This window comes from Aeromonas sp. S12(2024), assembly GCF_041402305.1.
Lineage (GTDB): Bacteria > Pseudomonadota > Gammaproteobacteria > Enterobacterales > Aeromonadaceae > Aeromonas > Aeromonas veronii.
This window is the reverse complement of sequence record NZ_JBGLRB010000005.1, coordinates 112701-126166: the sequence shown is the minus strand read 5'-3', so window position 1 is coordinate 126166 and position 13466 is coordinate 112701. Positions and strand designations below refer to the sequence as shown.

Genomic DNA, 13466 nt, shown 5'->3' with positions numbered 1-13466 from the left:
ATGAACGAGCCGCTGGCCCGCTTTATTGGCCTCTATCAGCAACTGGACAAACAGCAGTTGCACCGCTTGCCCGAGGTCTATGCCGAACAGGTGGTCTTTACCGACCCAGCTCACCGCATTGAGGGGCTGGCGGCCCTTGGCGACTATTTTGCCGCCCTCTATCAGCGCCTCGCCTACTGCCGTTTCGTCATCACCAGTCAGCAGCAGCAAGGGCCGCAGGCCTGGCTCGGCTGGACTATGACCTTCTCTCACCCCAGATTGCGTGGTGGTGAGCCGGTGACGGTGGAGGGGGCCACCCGCCTCGAATTCGACGAGGCGGGCAAGGTGTGCCAGCACCGGGACTATTTTGACCTGGGCGCCATGCTCTACGAGCAGTTGCCGCTGCTCGGGCCCGTGGTGCGCACTATCAAGATGAGGCTTGGCGCATGAGCGGCCGAGTGCTTATTACAGGCGCGACCTCTGGCATAGGTCGTCAGCTGGCGCTGGATTACCGGCGGGCAGGCTGGCAGGTGTGGGGTTGTGGCCGCGATGGTGAACGGCTGCAGGCGCTGGGGCTGCACGGTGTCACGCCGCTGCAGTTCGATGCCCGGGATCTGGCCGCTATGAACGGGGTGGCTGCTACGCTGCCATCCCTCGATCTGCTGATCCTTAACGCAGGCAACTGCGAGTACATGGATGTCGGCGATGGGTTTGACAGCGAGCTGTTTGCCCGTGTCATCGACACCAATCTGACCGCCACAGGCCATGCGCTGGCCGCCTTCTTGCCGTTGCTCGGGGCTGGATCTCGGCTGGCCATCGTCAGCTCGTCGGTGAGCTGGCTGCCGCTGCCGCGAGCCGAGGCCTATGGCGCCTCTAAGGCGGCCCTCGACTATCTGGCGGATACCTTGCGCCTCGATTTGGCCAGCAAAGGGATCGGGGTGACCCTGATCCGCCCCGGCTTTGTCCAGACGCCGCTCACCGCCAAAAATGATTTTCCCATGCCCTGTCTGGTGACGGTGGAGCAGGCCTCCCGCGCCATCATGGACGGGCTGACCGCTGGTCGTCACCAGATCCACTTTCCCCGCCGTTTCATCTGGTTGCTGCGCCTGCTTGGTGCGCTGCCGGTGGGGCTCTGGCTGCGCCTTGGCCGCGCACTCGTATCGAAAGGAAGTCATTCATGAAGAAAAAGATCGCCATCGTCGGTTCAGGGATCTCGGGGCTCACCGCCGGTTTTCTGCTCCACAAACTCCATGACATCACCCTGTTCGAGGCGGCGCCGACTCTGGGCGGCCATACTGCGACCGTCGATGTGAATCAGGCTGGCCGCAGCTATGCCATCGACACCGGCTTTATCGTCTTCAACGATCGCACCTACCCCAACTTCTTGAAGTTGCTGGCGCGGATCGGCATGGCGCGCCAACCGGCCGAGATGAGCTTCTCGGTGAAGAGCCCGGAGGGGCTGGAGTATAACGGCCACAACCTCGACACCCTGTTTGCCCAGCGCAGCAATCTGTTGAGCCCCCGTTTCTACGGTTTTGTTGGCGAGATTTTGCGCTTCAACCGGGAGGCACGGGCCTGGCTAGCAGATGGTCAACATCAGGGGGCTGGCCCCGAGCTGACGCTGGGAGACTTTCTGCTGGCGGGGGAGTTTAGCGACTACTTCGCCCGCCACTACATCTTGCCGATGGGGGCGGCAATCTGGTCATCGACCCTGGCCGATATGCGCGCCTTCCCCCTTGGCTTCTTCCTGCGCTTTTTTGCCAACCACGGTCTGCTGGATGTGGCCAATCGCCCCCAGTGGTACGTGATCCCGGGTGGCTCGCGGGAATATATCGGCCCCCTTACCGCGGGTTGGCAGTCGCAGATCCGCCTCGCCTGTCCGGTGCAGAGCGTACGGCGGGACGCGGACGGTGTGGTGATCCAGAGCAGTTATGGTGAGGAGCGGTTTGACGAGGTGATCTTCGCCTGCCATAGCGATCAGGCGCTGGTGCTGCTGGCGGATCCCGGCGAGCGGGAGCAGGCCATCCTCGGCGACATGCCCTATCAGGCCAACGATGTCTGGCTCCATACCGATGTGCGCTGCCTGCCCACCCGCCGCAAGGCATGGGCCAGCTGGAACTATCAGCTCGATGGCAACGATGAGGCGCGGCCGCTGGTGAGCTACAACATGAACATCCTGCAGGGGGTGAACTCGCCAGAGCCCTTCTGCGTCAGCCTCAATCCCAAGGGCAAGGTGGATGAGAGCAAGGTACTGCGCCGCTTCGTCTACCACCATCCAGTGTTCAATCAGGCCTCCATCGCCGCCCAGCAGCGGCGCGCGGAGATCTGCGGCCAGCAGCACACCCACTTCTGCGGCGCCTACTGGTACAACGGCTTCCATGAGGATGGGGTGCGCAGCGCGCTGGATGTCGCCAGGCGCTTCGGAGCCGAGCTATGAACGGCGCCACCGTGGCCACCGCACATGAGGGTGCCGACGAACTGGCTGGCGTCACCAGCGCCATCTGGCAGGGCTCGGTACGCCACCGCCGTTTCGCACCGCGGGCTCACGCCTTCTCCTACAGCCTCTTTATGCTGGGACTGGATCTCGACGAGCTGCCGCAGCTCGATCAGGGGCGCTGGTTCGGGGTGGAGCGGGCTGGGCTGCTCTCGTTTCACCGCCATGACTATCTCAAGGGGAGTGAGGGAAGCCTCAAGCAGGCGGTGTGGCAGAAGGTGAGCGAGCTGGGTGGCGATGCCGAGCCCGAGGGGCGGGTGCTGCTGCTCGGCAATGTGCGCTGTCTGGGGTTCTACTTCAGCCCGGTCAACTTCTACTTCTGCTACCGGCAGGGCGAGGCGCGCTATCTGCTGGCAGAGGTGTCGAACACTCCCTGGAACGAGCGTCACTACTACCTGCTGGATCTGGCGGCGCTGGCACCCCATGACAAGGATTTTCACGTCTCCCCCTTTATGGGGCTGGCGATGCGTTATCACTGGCGGATCAGGCCGCCCGCGCAGGAGACACTGATCCACATCGAGAGTCATCCCGTATCCGGTGAAGCTAAGCTGTTTGACGCAACCCTGGCGCTCACTCGCGAACCGCTGTCGCGCAAGGGGCTGGTGGCTCTGCTGGCCCGCTGGCCATGGATGACCATGAAGGTGCTGCTCGGGATCTACTGGCAGGCCCTGCGTCTTTTTATCAAACGAACCCCGATATTTACCCATCCGGAGAGCCGCTAATGGAACTTGCTCAATCAACCCTCTCTGCCTCTTTCATCGACAAGGGGGCCAGACAACTGCTGCTCAATCTGCTGGGTCGCCTAGAACATGGCCAGCTGTTGCTGCGGGATGGCGGTGAGCGCCACAGCTTTGGCGTCGCGGGTACCGATCTGCATGCCGAACTGGTGGTGCAGGATCCGGCCTTCTATCGTCGCCTGTTGCTGGGGGGCAGCATTGCCGCTGGGGAAACCTGGGTGGAGGGGCTCTGGACCAGCCCGGATCCGGTGGCGCTGGTGCGGCTGCTGGCCCGCAACCTGACCCTGCTCGACTCCCTCGAGCGGCGCCTCGGCTGGCTCAGCTTCCCCTTCAACAAGGTGCGCCACTGGCTCAACCGCAATACTCTGACAGGTTCGCGATCCAACATCGCCGCCCACTACGATCTCGGTAATACCCTCTATCAGGGGTTTCTCGACAGCCATATGCAGTACTCGAGCGCCATCTATCCGAGCGCCGAGGCCACTCTCGAAGAGGGGCAGCAGGCCAAGCTGCGCACCATCTGCGAGCGGCTGGCGCTGGGGCCTGACGACCATCTGCTGGAGATCGGTACCGGCTGGGGCGGCCTCGCCGTCTATGCCGCCCGCCACTATGGCTGCCGGGTGACGACCACTACCATCTCCCGGGCCCAACATGACTATGCCAAGGAGTGGATTGCGCGGGAGGGGCTGGGGGATCGCATCACCTTGCTGCTGGAGGATTACCGCAAGCTGGAGGGGACCTATGACAAGCTGGTCTCCATCGAGATGATCGAGGCGGTGGGCCACGCCTTCCTGCCCGACTATTTCCGCCAGTTGTCACGGCTGCTCAAGCCCGGTGGTCGCCTGCTCATCCAGGCCATCACCATCGCCGATCAGCGCCATGCCCAGTATCTGCGCGGGGTTGATTTCATCCAGCGCTACATCTTCCCCGGTGGCTGCCTGCCGAGTGTCTCCCAGATGGCGGGTTTGCTGGCGCGGGAGACCGACATGCAGCTGGTGCGGTTGCACGATCACGGCCATCACTATGCCCGCACCCTGGCTCACTGGTGCGATCGCTTTCTGGCGCTGGCGCCCGAGCTGCCCAAGCTCGGTTACAGCCAGGATTTCATCCGGTTGTGGCACTTCTACTTCGCCTATTGCGAGGGGGGATTCTGGGAGCGCACCATCAGTCTGGTGCAGCTGGAGGCCGCCAAGCCCGGACCTGCGGGCTGGTCGGGTGATGTGCCAGTAAGCGGTCACTGACCATGTGGCAGTGGGCTCACCTGCTGGGGTTCAACCTCTACTGGTTGCTGGCGGTGAAGTGGCAGCAGCCGGGCCCGCTGCTGGCAATGTTGCTGCTGCACTTTCTCTTCTCACCCAGCCGCCAGCGTGACTGGCGGCTGCTCCCCATCGCGGTGGCCGGCTGTCTGCTGGATGTCCTGCTCTGGCAGCTCGGCCTGTTCCGGTTTCCGTCCGGTTTTCCCCTCTGGCTGGTACTGCTCTGGCTCGGTTTTGCCCTGACGCTGGCCCACGGTATGCGCTGGCTGTTGCGCTTGCCTCGCTGGCAGCAGGCGCTGTTTGGCGTATTTGGCGGTGCTTCCTCCTATGTGGCGGGGGCCGCCATGGGGGCAGTAAACTTACCCTGGGGCATCTGGATCAGTTCGGCGCTGCTGGCTGTGATCTGGATGTGGTGGTTACCCGTACTCCTGTGGGTAATGGTCAAGCTGGAGGGTGAGTCATGACAAACACCTTTTCGACCGACTCGTTGCTTTTTTCCAAATGGACCAAAGAGAGCCAGCATGAGCTGACTGATCGCTTCTATCTGGTGGTTGCCTGCCAGCGGGATGCGCAAGGTCGGCTGGTGCAGGTGGTGATGCAGGATATCAACACCCTGCAGGAACAGGAGATGGACTGGCATGAACTGGAAGACCCCAACCACTGGCATATGGGGTGGAATTAACCCGCTACTGCTGGCGTTTACGCTCTTGGCTGCAACCGCAGTGCAGGCCTCTGCCTCCCCCTGGCAGCAGCTGCGCCCGGTCGGGCAGGGGGAGATGAACTGGCTCTGGTTCAAGCTCTACGATGCCACCCTCTACAGTGAAAGCGGGCGCTATCAGCCCGGTCACTATCCGCAGGCCCTGACCCTCACCTATGCCAGATCCATCGAGCGGGAAGATCTGCTGAGCGCCACTGCCGCCGAGTGGCAGCGACTCGGTCTTGGCTCTGACGCCGAGCGTCAGCGCTGGCTCGGCCAGCTCGCTGCACTCTGGCCCGATGTGCAGGCAGGCGACAAGCTCACCTTCTATGTCGACAAGGGCGGGGCAGGCCACTTCTGGTGGCAGGAGAAACCCCTCGGCACCCTGGCCGATCCGCAATTCTCGGCCGCTTTTCTCGCCATCTGGCTGGCTGACAATAGCCGCGATCCCGCCCTGACCCGCCGCCTGCGTGGCCAACCCTGAACATGGAGTCTTTGATGTCTTTCTATCGTGCATACCGCTGGTTGCTGTTGCTCCCCTTTTTGCTGCTGAGTGGTTGTGGTGCCAGTCTCGATGACTATCGTGGGCAGGGGCCAAACTGGGATCTCGCCCGTTTCTTCAACGGCAAATTGGTGGCTCACGGCCTGGTGACCGACCGCAGCGGCGAAGTGACCAGTCGCTTTCGGGTCGAGATGGTGGGTCGTTGGAAAGATGGCAAGGGAGAGCTGTTCGAGCAGTTCTACTTTGATGATGGCCGCCAACAGACTCGTACCTGGTATCTGAGCAAGGGGGTTGACGGTCACTGGCGAGGTACTGCTTCCGATGTGGTGGGGGAGGCGATGGGTAAAAGCGAAGGGTTTGCCCTCAACTGGCGTTATCAGCTCGATCTGGCGCTGCCGGATGGCGAGGTGGTGCGGGTGAGCTTCGATGACTGGATGTACCTGCTGGACGAAGATCGTCTGATCAATCGTGCCGAGATCAGCAAGTTCGGTATCCATCTTGGCGAAGTGATCCTCTATATCGAACGTCAGCCCTGACCGTTAACGCAAGATAACGGCCAGTAAAAAGCGCGCCGATGGCGCGCTTTTGTTTACCGAAAAACCAGAGTCATCAGATGATGCGGTTCTCTTCCAGCATCTTGCGACGGGCCTCTTCCTTGGCCATCTTCTTCTTGCGGTTGTCGCAGGGTTCCGGGCAATCGCACTCTTTCTCGATGCCGACGCTACCCAGACCGCCACAGGAGCCGGAGATGGTCTTCTTCTGGAAGATGTAACCGATAGCCATGGCGGCTATCACCAGCATGAATACCCCGAAGGTGATCAGAAAAATCTGCATCTCTACCTCTTACTTCTTGACCAGATAGGGCTTGAAGGCATCGGAGTAAGCCTCTTCAAAGCCGTTGTCCGTCTTGGTGATCACGAAGATCGCCAGGCCGCGCTCGTTGGCATAGGCCAGGCTCTTCTCGGTCCCCATCACCATAAACACGGTGGCCAACCCGTCTGCGGTCATGCAGGAGGGGTGGATCACGGTGACCGATACCAGACGGTGCTGGATCGGCTTGCCGCTGCGCGGATCTATGGTGTGGGAGAAGCGCTGACCATCCAGTTCATAGTAGTTGCGGTAATCGCCGGAGGTAGCCACCCCGTTGTCACCGGGCACGATCACCTCTTGCACCGTGCCGGTGCCTGCGGTGGGCTTCTCGATGGCCACGCGCCAGGGGTGACCCTTGCCGTTGACGCCATTGATCCGCAGCTCGCCGCCAATCTCCACCAGATAGTTGCGCGCACCCAGTGACTCCAGATACTCGGCTACCTTGTCCACACCAAAGCCCTTGGCGATGGCGGAGAGGTCAACGTAGAGATCCGGAATGTCTTTTTGCAGGGTATCGGCATCCACCGAGGTGGTGACGTGCAGGTTGCCCAGACCGGTCTTCTGGCGAGTCTGGGTGATCAGCTCGTCGGAAGGGACCTTGGTCGGCTTCTTGTCCGGGCCAAAGCCCCACAGATTGACCAAGGGGCCAACGGTGACGTCCAGCGCCCCCTGGCTCTCACGGCCAATGTGAATGGCCTCTGTGACGACCCGTGCGGTATCGCGGGAGACCACTACCGGTTTGTTGTCACGGCTCTGGTTGAAGCGCGACAGTTCGGAATCGGGGCGATAGGTCGACATCTGGTCGTTGACCCGCTCCAGCAAGACATCGACCTCAGCTTGAAGCTTGGCCGGATCGCTGATGGCGCTGTCCGCCACCTTGATGGAGTAGTAAGTGCCCATGGTGCTACCGGTGATGTGGATCTCCGGTTTGGATTGGACCGTCTCCTGACCGCACCCAGTCAAGAAAAAGGCTAGCCCGAAGGCTAGCCAGGTCTTTACAACACTGTGCATGGATTAACCACCAAAGTCATCCAACAGGATGTTTTCGTCTTCAACGCCCAAATCTTTGAGCATGTTGATGACGGCAGCGTTCATCACCGGAGGTCCACACATGTAGAACTCGCAATCTTCCGGTGCTTCGTGGTTCTTGAGATAGTTCTCGTAGAGCACGTTGTGGATGAAGCCGGTGTAGCCGTCCCAGTTGTCTTCCGGTTGCGGATCGGACAGGGCGACGTTCCAGGTGAAGTTCTCGTTCTCGGCGGCGAGCATGTCAAAATCTTCGACATAGAACATTTCGCGCTTGGAACGGGCACCGTACCAGAAGCTCATCTTGCGCTTGGACTTCAGGCGACGCAGCTGGTCGAAGATATGGGAACGCATCGGCGCCATACCTGCACCACCACCGATGAATACCATTTCGGCATCGGTATCTTTGGCGAAGAACTCACCGAACGGACCGGAGATAGTCACCTTGTCGCCAGCCTTGAGGCTGAAGATGTAGGAGGACATCTGTCCCGGAGGGGCAGTCCAGTTGCTCGGGGGCGGGGTCGCGATACGCACGTTCAGCATGATGATGCCGAACTCTTCCGGATAGTTGGCCATGGAGTAGGCACGGATGATCGGCTCATCGACCTTGGACTCCAGCTCAAAAATCTTGAAGCGATCCCAGTCACCGCGATACTCCTCGGGAATATCGAAGTTCTTGTAGTGCACGTGGTGAGCCGGGGCTTCAATCTGGATATAACCACCGGCGCGGAACGGCACGCTCTCGCCATCGGGGATCTGCAGCTTGAGCTCCTTGATGAAGGTGGCCTTGTTATCGTTGGAGATAACAGTACATTCCCACTTCTTCACCCCGAAGATCTCTTCCGGCAGTTCGATATCCATGTCGGAGCGAACGGTAACCTGACAGGCCAGACGCTCGCCATGACGGGCTTCGCCCTTGCTGATGTGATCCAGTTCGGTCGGCAGAATGTCGCCGCCACCGGATTTCACCCGTACCTTGCACTGGCCGCAGGAGCCACCGCCGCCACAGGCGGAGGAGACGAAGATACCGCTGCCAGCCAGCACGCCGAGCAGCTTGCCACCGGCCGGGCTGGTCACAGCCTTGGCCGGGTCACCATTGATGCTGATTGTCACGTCGCCCGCGGTCACCAGCTTGGACTTGGCGAACAGAATGACTGCCACCAGTGCCAGCAGGATCACGGTAAACATGACCACACCCAAAATAATTTCCATCTATCGTTCCTTTCTGATTGCAGGAAAGCCGATTACAGGGAGATACCAGAGAAGGACATGAAGCCCAGCGCCATCAGACCGGCGGTGATGAAGGTGATGCCCAGACCGCGCAGGCCTTCCGGAACATCGGAATACTTCATCTTCTCGCGGATACCTGCCAGCGCAACGATCGCCAGCATCCAGCCTGCCCCTGAACCCACACCGTAGACCACAGACTCCATGAAGTTGTAGTCACGCTGCACCATGAAGGAGACGCCACCGAAGATGGCGCAGTTCACGGTGATGAGCGGCAGGAAGATACCCAGCGCGTTGTAGAGTGCCGGGAAGTACTTGTCCAGCGCCATCTCCAGGATCTGTACCAGTGCTGCAATCACACCGATGAAGGTGATGAAGCTCAGGAAGCTCAGATCCAGACCGGATACCAGAGCGCCATCTTTAAGCACGTAGTTGTAGATCAGGTTGTTGGCAGGAACCGCGATGGTCTGCACCACAATAACGGCAATACCCAGACCCATGGAGGTCTTTACCTTCTTGGACACCGCCAGGAAGGTACACATCCCCAGGAAGAAGGAGAGTGCCAGGTTTTCGATGAAGATCGATTTAATCAACAGACTCAGATAGTGTTCCATACCTTAATCCTTCGCCTCCACCTGCTTGGGATCCTTGGTGCGAACGCCCCAAATGATCAGACCAATGATGAAGAATGCACTCGGCGGCAGCAGCAGCAGGCCGTTGGGCACATACCAGCCACCGTTGTTCACCAGCGGCAGCAGCTCGATGCCGAACCAGGTGCCGGAGCCCAGCAGTTCACGCACGGTTGCGACACTCAGCAGAATGGCGCCATAGCCCAGACCGTTGCCGATACCATCCAGGAAGGAGGGCAGCGGGGCACTCTTCATGGCGTATGCTTCAGCGCGGCCCATTACGATACAGTTGGTGATGATCAGACCCACGAAGACCGACAGTTGCTTGGAGATGTCATAGGCGTACGCCTTGAGCACCTGGTCAACCACGATAACCAGTGAGGCGATGATCGCCATCTGCACGATGATCCGGACGCTGTTCGGGATCTGGTTGCGGATCAGGGAGATGAACAGGTTTGAGAAGGCGGTGACCGCCATGACCGCGAGGGTCATTACAAACGCAGTTTTCATCTGGCTGGTAACCGCCAGTGCAGAACAGACACCCAGCACCTGCAAGGCGATGGGGTTGTTGCCCAGCACAGGCGTCAACAGCAACTTCTTCATTTCGCTCTTGTCAGCCATTGTTGATTTCTCCTGCACGAACCTTGGCCAGGAAAGGACCGAAGCCCTTGGGACCCATCCAGAAGTCGAAGGTATGCTGTACGCCGTTACCGGTCAGAGTGGCACCGGAGAGACCATCGATCTCGTGCTCGGAACCCGCCGGAGCATGGCCCTTGATGACGCGCAGCGCCGGCATGCCATTTTGGTCGAACAGTTTCTTGTCCTTGAACAGCGCCTGCCAGGCCGGGTTTTCGATCTCGCCACCCAGACCCGGGGTTTCACCGTGGTCATAGTAGGTGATGCCCTTGATGGTCTGGCCATCAGCGGCAACGGCGACGAAGGCATACATGGTCGACCACAGACCCTGACCGTAGATGGGCAGGATGATGCTGTCGATCTTGCCTTCGGCATCCTTGGCGAAGAATACCGGGATCTGCTTGGAGATCTGACGCAGGCTGGCCTTGTCGTCAGCGGCGGCAAGACGGATGCTGCGGGCCGGATCTTTGGCTGCCTGCTTGGTGTCGAAGTTGTCGGCATCGCCGTCAACAAAGTCACCGGTTGCCAGATCCACCAGACGCGCTTCGATCTTCTCGCCATACAGTTTGGCCAGGTCGCGCTTGGCCACTTCGCTTACATCCACACCGGCTACGGCGAGAATGTTGCTCTGCTTGTCCAGCGCCTTGTTTTCCTGCTGGGTAGAACGCAGGCCCACAGCGGCAACGGATACCACGATGGAACAGGCCAGACAGAGGCCGGTGACCACGCTGACGGTGCCGAGGGTTGAATCTTTATTAAACGCCACGAGCAATCCTCCGCTTGATGTTTGCCTGAGCGACGAAGTGGTCAAACAGGGGAGCAAACAGGTTCGCAAACAGAATGGCCAGCATCATGCCTTCCGGGAACGCAGGGTTAACCACGCGAACCAGCACGACCATTACGCCGATCAGGGCGCCATACCACCACTTGCCTTTGTTGGTAAAGGCTGCGGAGACAGGGTCGGTCGCCATGAAGGCCATACCGAAGGCGAAGCCACCCAGTACCAGATGCCAGTGCCACGGCATGTTGAACATGGGGTTGGTATCGGAACCGATGACGTTGAACAGCAGGGAGGTGGCGATCATACCGATCATCACGCCGGCGATGATACGCCAGGAGGCGATGCGCATGTAGACGATCATGGCGGCACCCAGCAGAATCATCAGGGTAGAGACTTCACCGATGGAACCCGGCAGGTTACCCAGGAAAGCGTCCATCCAGCTGATAGCTTGGCCAGTTGCACCGTTGATCAGCGCCATCTGGCCGCCTTGGGCCCACTGGCTCAGGGCAGTCGCGCCGGAGAAGCCGTCAACGGCAACCCACACGGCGTCACCGGAGATCTGGCCCGGGTAGGCGAAGAACAGGAACGCACGACCAGCCAGCGCCGGGTTCAGGAAGTTCTTGCCGGTACCACCGAACACCTCTTTGGCCATCACCACACCGAAGGTGATACCCAGCGCAGCTTGCCACAGTGGCAGCTCGGGCGGCACGATCAGGGCAAACAGGATGGAGGTCACGAAGAAGCCTTCGTTGATCTCGTGTTTGCGCACCATGGCGAACAGCACTTCCCAGAAACCACCGACAAAGAAGACGGTGATATAGATTGGGAAGAAGTGGGTGGCGCCAATCAGCATCTTGCTGCCGATACCGGCAACAGCCGGATCGAGGGAGGCGCCCAGCATGGTAGCCAGGGCATATTGCCAGCTGCTGGCACCAGCAGCCGAGCCCATGTGGGCAATGGCGGCAATCGCCTGGTTACCAACGTTGTACATGCCCCAGAACATGGCCGGGAACACGGCCAGCCACACCATGATCATCATGCGCTTCAGATCGAGCGCATCACGAACGTGGGAGGCGTTGCGGGTAACGCTACCCGGGGTATAGAACAGGGTGTATGCCGCTTCGAACAGGGCATAGTACTTGGCGTACTTTCCACCCGGTTCGAAGTGGTGTTCCATATTTTCAAGAAGTTGCTTGAAACTCATCGCTTAACCTTCCAGTTCAATCTTGGTCAGGCACTCACGCAAGATCGGGCCGTACTCTGTCTTGCCAGGGCAGACAAAGGTACAGAGCGCCAAATCTTCCTCATCCAGCTCCAGGCAGCCCAGTGCTTGCGCACCGTCGGTATCGCCGGAGACCATGTCCCGCAGCAGCAGGGTCGGCAGGATGTCGAGTGGCATCACCCGCTCATAGTTGCCGATAGGCACCATGGAACGGTCACTACCGTTGGTAGTGGTGGTGAAGTTGATCAGCTTGCCCTTCATCAGATGAGAGAGGGTGGTACGGGTGATAGAGAACTTGTTGGCGCTGGGGTTGATCCAGCCCAGGAACTCTTTCTCGCGACCTTCACCCAGCACGCAAACCTGATTGTGGTAGCGGCCCAGGTAGTCGTGAACACCTTCGGCTTTGGCACCACTCAGGATAGAACCGGAGATGATACGGTTTTCGTCGGCACGCAGCTCATTGTTGGTGAGCTGACTGATGCAGGCGCCCAGACGGGTACGCAGCAGACGCGGCTTGAGCACGTTCGGGCCAGCCAGCGCGATCACCTTGTCAGTGAAGATCTGACCTGTGGTGAACAGCTTGCCGAATGCGATCACATCCTGATAGTTGATGTGCCACTGCACTTTGGTGCTGCTGACCGGATCCAGGAAGTGGATATGGGTACCCGGCAGACCGGCAGGGTGCGGACCAACGAAGATCTCTTCCTTGACCTGAGCCAGCGGAGAGTGGGGCAGACTGCCTTCGCCTTTACAGACGTAGACTGCGCCGTCGGTCAGGCGGGTCAATACGGCCAGACCATCGAGGAAGGCCTGCGGCTGTTCCTTGATAATCAGCTCGGCATCGGCTGCCAGCGGGTTGGTGTCCATTGCAGTGACAAAGATGGCGCGCGGGGCAGACGCTACCGCGGGGACTTTGCTGAACGGACGGGTACGCAACGCAGTCCATTGACCTGATGCGACCAGGATCTCTTGCACCTTGCTGCGCTCGAGCTTGGCCAGCTCGGCAGAGGCAAAATGCTCAAACGTCACCTGTTCATCGGAACCGTCGAGGTCGATGACCACAGACTGGAGAACACGTTTGGCACCACGGTTGATCTCTGAAACCACACCGGTGGCAGGAGCTGTGAATTTAACGCCCGGATTCTTCTTGTCTTCAAAAAGATCCTGACCTTTGATGACGCGATCACCTACTTTGACGAACATAGTAGGTCGCATCCCCACAAACTCCTCGCCCAGTGTCGCAACACGGGTGATGGCGGGGCCATCGTAGATTACTTGCTCTGGCGCACCCAGCACGGGGATGTCCAGTCCTCTTTTGATTGTAATCATACTTACTTGCACTACCGTTACGGGAGAGGTTGGTTAGCGCCGAGAAATACATCACGACGGGTGGTTGAATGAGTCGATGTT

At 59.7% G+C, this 13466-nt stretch carries 17 protein-coding genes; 9 read left to right on the top strand and 8 right to left on the bottom strand.

Features of this window, described 5'->3' with window-relative positions:
• Genes ACB035_RS06880 through ACB035_RS06840 form a run of 9 tightly spaced genes read left to right on the top strand, consistent with a single transcriptional unit; the run spans position 1 to position 6201 of the window.
• Entirely contained in the window at positions 1 to 429 is a 429-nt protein-coding gene (locus tag ACB035_RS06880) for a nuclear transport factor 2 family protein (RefSeq protein ID WP_043819061.1), read from the top strand.
• Positions 426 to 1160 (top strand): SDR family NAD(P)-dependent oxidoreductase, encoded by a 735-nt coding sequence (locus ACB035_RS06875; protein ID WP_371166955.1) that lies wholly within the window; start codon positions 426 to 428, stop codon positions 1158 to 1160. Before ACB035_RS06880 ends, ACB035_RS06875 begins: the two co-directional genes overlap by 4 nt.
• Positions 1157 to 2416: an NAD(P)/FAD-dependent oxidoreductase gene (locus tag ACB035_RS06870; protein WP_371166954.1), complete on the top strand. Its 1260-nt coding sequence runs from the start codon at positions 1157 to 1159 to the stop codon at positions 2414 to 2416. Before ACB035_RS06875 ends, ACB035_RS06870 begins: the two co-directional genes overlap by 4 nt.
• Positions 2413 to 3195, top strand: coding sequence for a DUF1365 domain-containing protein (locus ACB035_RS06865; RefSeq protein WP_371166953.1), 783 nt, complete (start codon positions 2413 to 2415; stop codon positions 3193 to 3195). The genes ACB035_RS06870 and ACB035_RS06865 overlap by 4 nt, the downstream gene beginning before the upstream one ends.
• Positions 3195 to 4451: a cyclopropane-fatty-acyl-phospholipid synthase family protein gene (locus ACB035_RS06860; RefSeq protein ID WP_021230329.1), complete on the top strand. Its 1257-nt coding sequence runs from the start codon at positions 3195 to 3197 to the stop codon at positions 4449 to 4451. The genes ACB035_RS06865 and ACB035_RS06860 overlap by 1 nt, the downstream gene beginning before the upstream one ends.
• A gap of 2 nt (positions 4452 to 4453) precedes the next feature.
• Entirely contained in the window at positions 4454 to 4930 is a 477-nt protein-coding gene (locus ACB035_RS06855; protein ID WP_101530809.1) for a DUF2878 domain-containing protein, read from the top strand.
• Positions 4927 to 5148 carry a TIGR02450 family Trp-rich protein gene (locus tag ACB035_RS06850; RefSeq protein WP_019445887.1) on the top strand — a complete coding sequence of 74 codons (222 nt, stop codon included), beginning with the start codon at positions 4927 to 4929 and terminating at the stop codon, positions 5146 to 5148. The genes ACB035_RS06855 and ACB035_RS06850 overlap by 4 nt, the downstream gene beginning before the upstream one ends.
• The gene (locus tag ACB035_RS06845) at positions 5105 to 5647 is read left to right on the top strand and encodes a chalcone isomerase family protein (RefSeq protein WP_371166952.1); all 543 of its coding nucleotides are present in this window, start codon (positions 5105 to 5107) and stop codon (positions 5645 to 5647) included. Before ACB035_RS06850 ends, ACB035_RS06845 begins: the two co-directional genes overlap by 44 nt.
• Before the next feature lie 14 nt (positions 5648 to 5661).
• Entirely contained in the window at positions 5662 to 6201 is a 540-nt protein-coding gene (locus tag ACB035_RS06840) for a DUF3833 domain-containing protein (RefSeq protein ID WP_139735716.1), read from the top strand.
• A gap of 73 nt (positions 6202 to 6274) precedes the next feature.
• Here the strand turns inward: ACB035_RS06840 and nqrM are convergent, their stop codons facing one another.
• Genes nqrM through ACB035_RS06800 form a run of 8 tightly spaced genes read right to left on the bottom strand, consistent with a single transcriptional unit; the run spans position 6275 to position 13385 of the window.
• Positions 6275 to 6499 (bottom strand): (Na+)-NQR maturation NqrM, encoded by a 225-nt coding sequence (gene nqrM / locus ACB035_RS06835; protein ID WP_005338668.1) that lies wholly within the window; start codon positions 6497 to 6499, stop codon positions 6275 to 6277.
• Between the two features lie 9 nt (positions 6500 to 6508).
• Positions 6509 to 7546, bottom strand: a complete 1038-nt coding sequence (locus ACB035_RS06830; protein WP_270904741.1) for an FAD:protein FMN transferase — start codon at positions 7544 to 7546, stop codon at positions 6509 to 6511.
• 3 nt (positions 7547 to 7549) lie between these two features.
• Positions 7550 to 8773: an NADH:ubiquinone reductase (Na(+)-transporting) subunit F gene (nqrF, locus tag ACB035_RS06825; RefSeq protein ID WP_005338656.1), complete on the bottom strand. Its 1224-nt coding sequence runs from the start codon at positions 8771 to 8773 to the stop codon at positions 7550 to 7552.
• Positions 8774 to 8805: 32 nt separating this feature from the next.
• A complete protein-coding gene (gene nqrE / locus ACB035_RS06820) occupies positions 8806 to 9402 on the bottom strand; it encodes an NADH:ubiquinone reductase (Na(+)-transporting) subunit E (RefSeq protein ID WP_005338645.1) in 597 nt (198 codons plus the stop codon).
• A gap of 3 nt (positions 9403 to 9405) precedes the next feature.
• Positions 9406 to 10038 carry an NADH:ubiquinone reductase (Na(+)-transporting) subunit D gene (locus tag ACB035_RS06815; protein ID WP_005338644.1) on the bottom strand — a complete coding sequence of 211 codons (633 nt, stop codon included), beginning with the start codon at positions 10036 to 10038 and terminating at the stop codon, positions 9406 to 9408.
• The gene (locus tag ACB035_RS06810; protein WP_005338643.1) at positions 10031 to 10819 is read right to left on the bottom strand and encodes a Na(+)-translocating NADH-quinone reductase subunit C; all 789 of its coding nucleotides are present in this window, start codon (positions 10817 to 10819) and stop codon (positions 10031 to 10033) included. The genes ACB035_RS06815 and ACB035_RS06810 overlap by 8 nt, the downstream gene beginning before the upstream one ends.
• Entirely contained in the window at positions 10809 to 12038 is a 1230-nt protein-coding gene (locus ACB035_RS06805) for an NADH:ubiquinone reductase (Na(+)-transporting) subunit B (RefSeq protein ID WP_005338642.1), read from the bottom strand. The genes ACB035_RS06810 and ACB035_RS06805 overlap by 11 nt, the downstream gene beginning before the upstream one ends.
• A gap of 3 nt (positions 12039 to 12041) precedes the next feature.
• Positions 12042 to 13385, bottom strand: coding sequence for a Na(+)-translocating NADH-quinone reductase subunit A (locus tag ACB035_RS06800; protein WP_005349684.1), 1344 nt, complete (start codon positions 13383 to 13385; stop codon positions 12042 to 12044).
• Between the last annotated feature and the right edge of the window lie 81 nt (positions 13386 to 13466).

What these genes read in the sequence shown, in the direction of transcription:
- ACB035_RS06880 (WP_043819061.1), top strand. Translation starts at nt 1, where the DNA reads ATGAACGAGCCGCTGGCCCGCTTTATTGGCCTCTATCAGCAACTGGAC.
- ACB035_RS06875 (WP_371166955.1), top strand. Translation starts at nt 426, where the DNA reads ATGAGCGGCCGAGTGCTTATTACAGGCGCGACCTCTGGCATAGGTCGT.
- ACB035_RS06870 (WP_371166954.1), top strand. Translation starts at nt 1,157, where the DNA reads ATGAAGAAAAAGATCGCCATCGTCGGTTCAGGGATCTCGGGGCTCACC.
- ACB035_RS06865 (WP_371166953.1), top strand. Translation starts at nt 2,413, where the DNA reads ATGAACGGCGCCACCGTGGCCACCGCACATGAGGGTGCCGACGAACTG.
- ACB035_RS06860 (WP_021230329.1), top strand. Translation starts at nt 3,195, where the DNA reads ATGGAACTTGCTCAATCAACCCTCTCTGCCTCTTTCATCGACAAGGGG.
- ACB035_RS06855 (WP_101530809.1), top strand. Translation starts at nt 4,454, where the DNA reads ATGTGGCAGTGGGCTCACCTGCTGGGGTTCAACCTCTACTGGTTGCTG.
- ACB035_RS06850 (WP_019445887.1), top strand. Translation starts at nt 4,927, where the DNA reads ATGACAAACACCTTTTCGACCGACTCGTTGCTTTTTTCCAAATGGACC.
- ACB035_RS06845 (WP_371166952.1), top strand. Translation starts at nt 5,105, where the DNA reads ATGAACTGGAAGACCCCAACCACTGGCATATGGGGTGGAATTAACCCG.
- ACB035_RS06840 (WP_139735716.1), top strand. Translation starts at nt 5,662, where the DNA reads ATGTCTTTCTATCGTGCATACCGCTGGTTGCTGTTGCTCCCCTTTTTG.
- nqrM (WP_005338668.1), bottom strand. Translation starts at nt 6,499, where the DNA reads ATGCAGATTTTTCTGATCACCTTCGGGGTATTCATGCTGGTGATAGCC.
- ACB035_RS06830 (WP_270904741.1), bottom strand. Translation starts at nt 7,546, where the DNA reads ATGCACAGTGTTGTAAAGACCTGGCTAGCCTTCGGGCTAGCCTTTTTC.
- nqrF (WP_005338656.1), bottom strand. Translation starts at nt 8,773, where the DNA reads ATGGAAATTATTTTGGGTGTGGTCATGTTTACCGTGATCCTGCTGGCA.
- nqrE (WP_005338645.1), bottom strand. Translation starts at nt 9,402, where the DNA reads ATGGAACACTATCTGAGTCTGTTGATTAAATCGATCTTCATCGAAAAC.
- ACB035_RS06815 (WP_005338644.1), bottom strand. Translation starts at nt 10,038, where the DNA reads ATGGCTGACAAGAGCGAAATGAAGAAGTTGCTGTTGACGCCTGTGCTG.
- ACB035_RS06805 (WP_005338642.1), bottom strand. Translation starts at nt 12,038, where the DNA reads ATGAGTTTCAAGCAACTTCTTGAAAATATGGAACACCACTTCGAACCG.
- ACB035_RS06800 (WP_005349684.1), bottom strand. Translation starts at nt 13,385, where the DNA reads ATGATTACAATCAAAAGAGGACTGGACATCCCCGTGCTGGGTGCGCCA.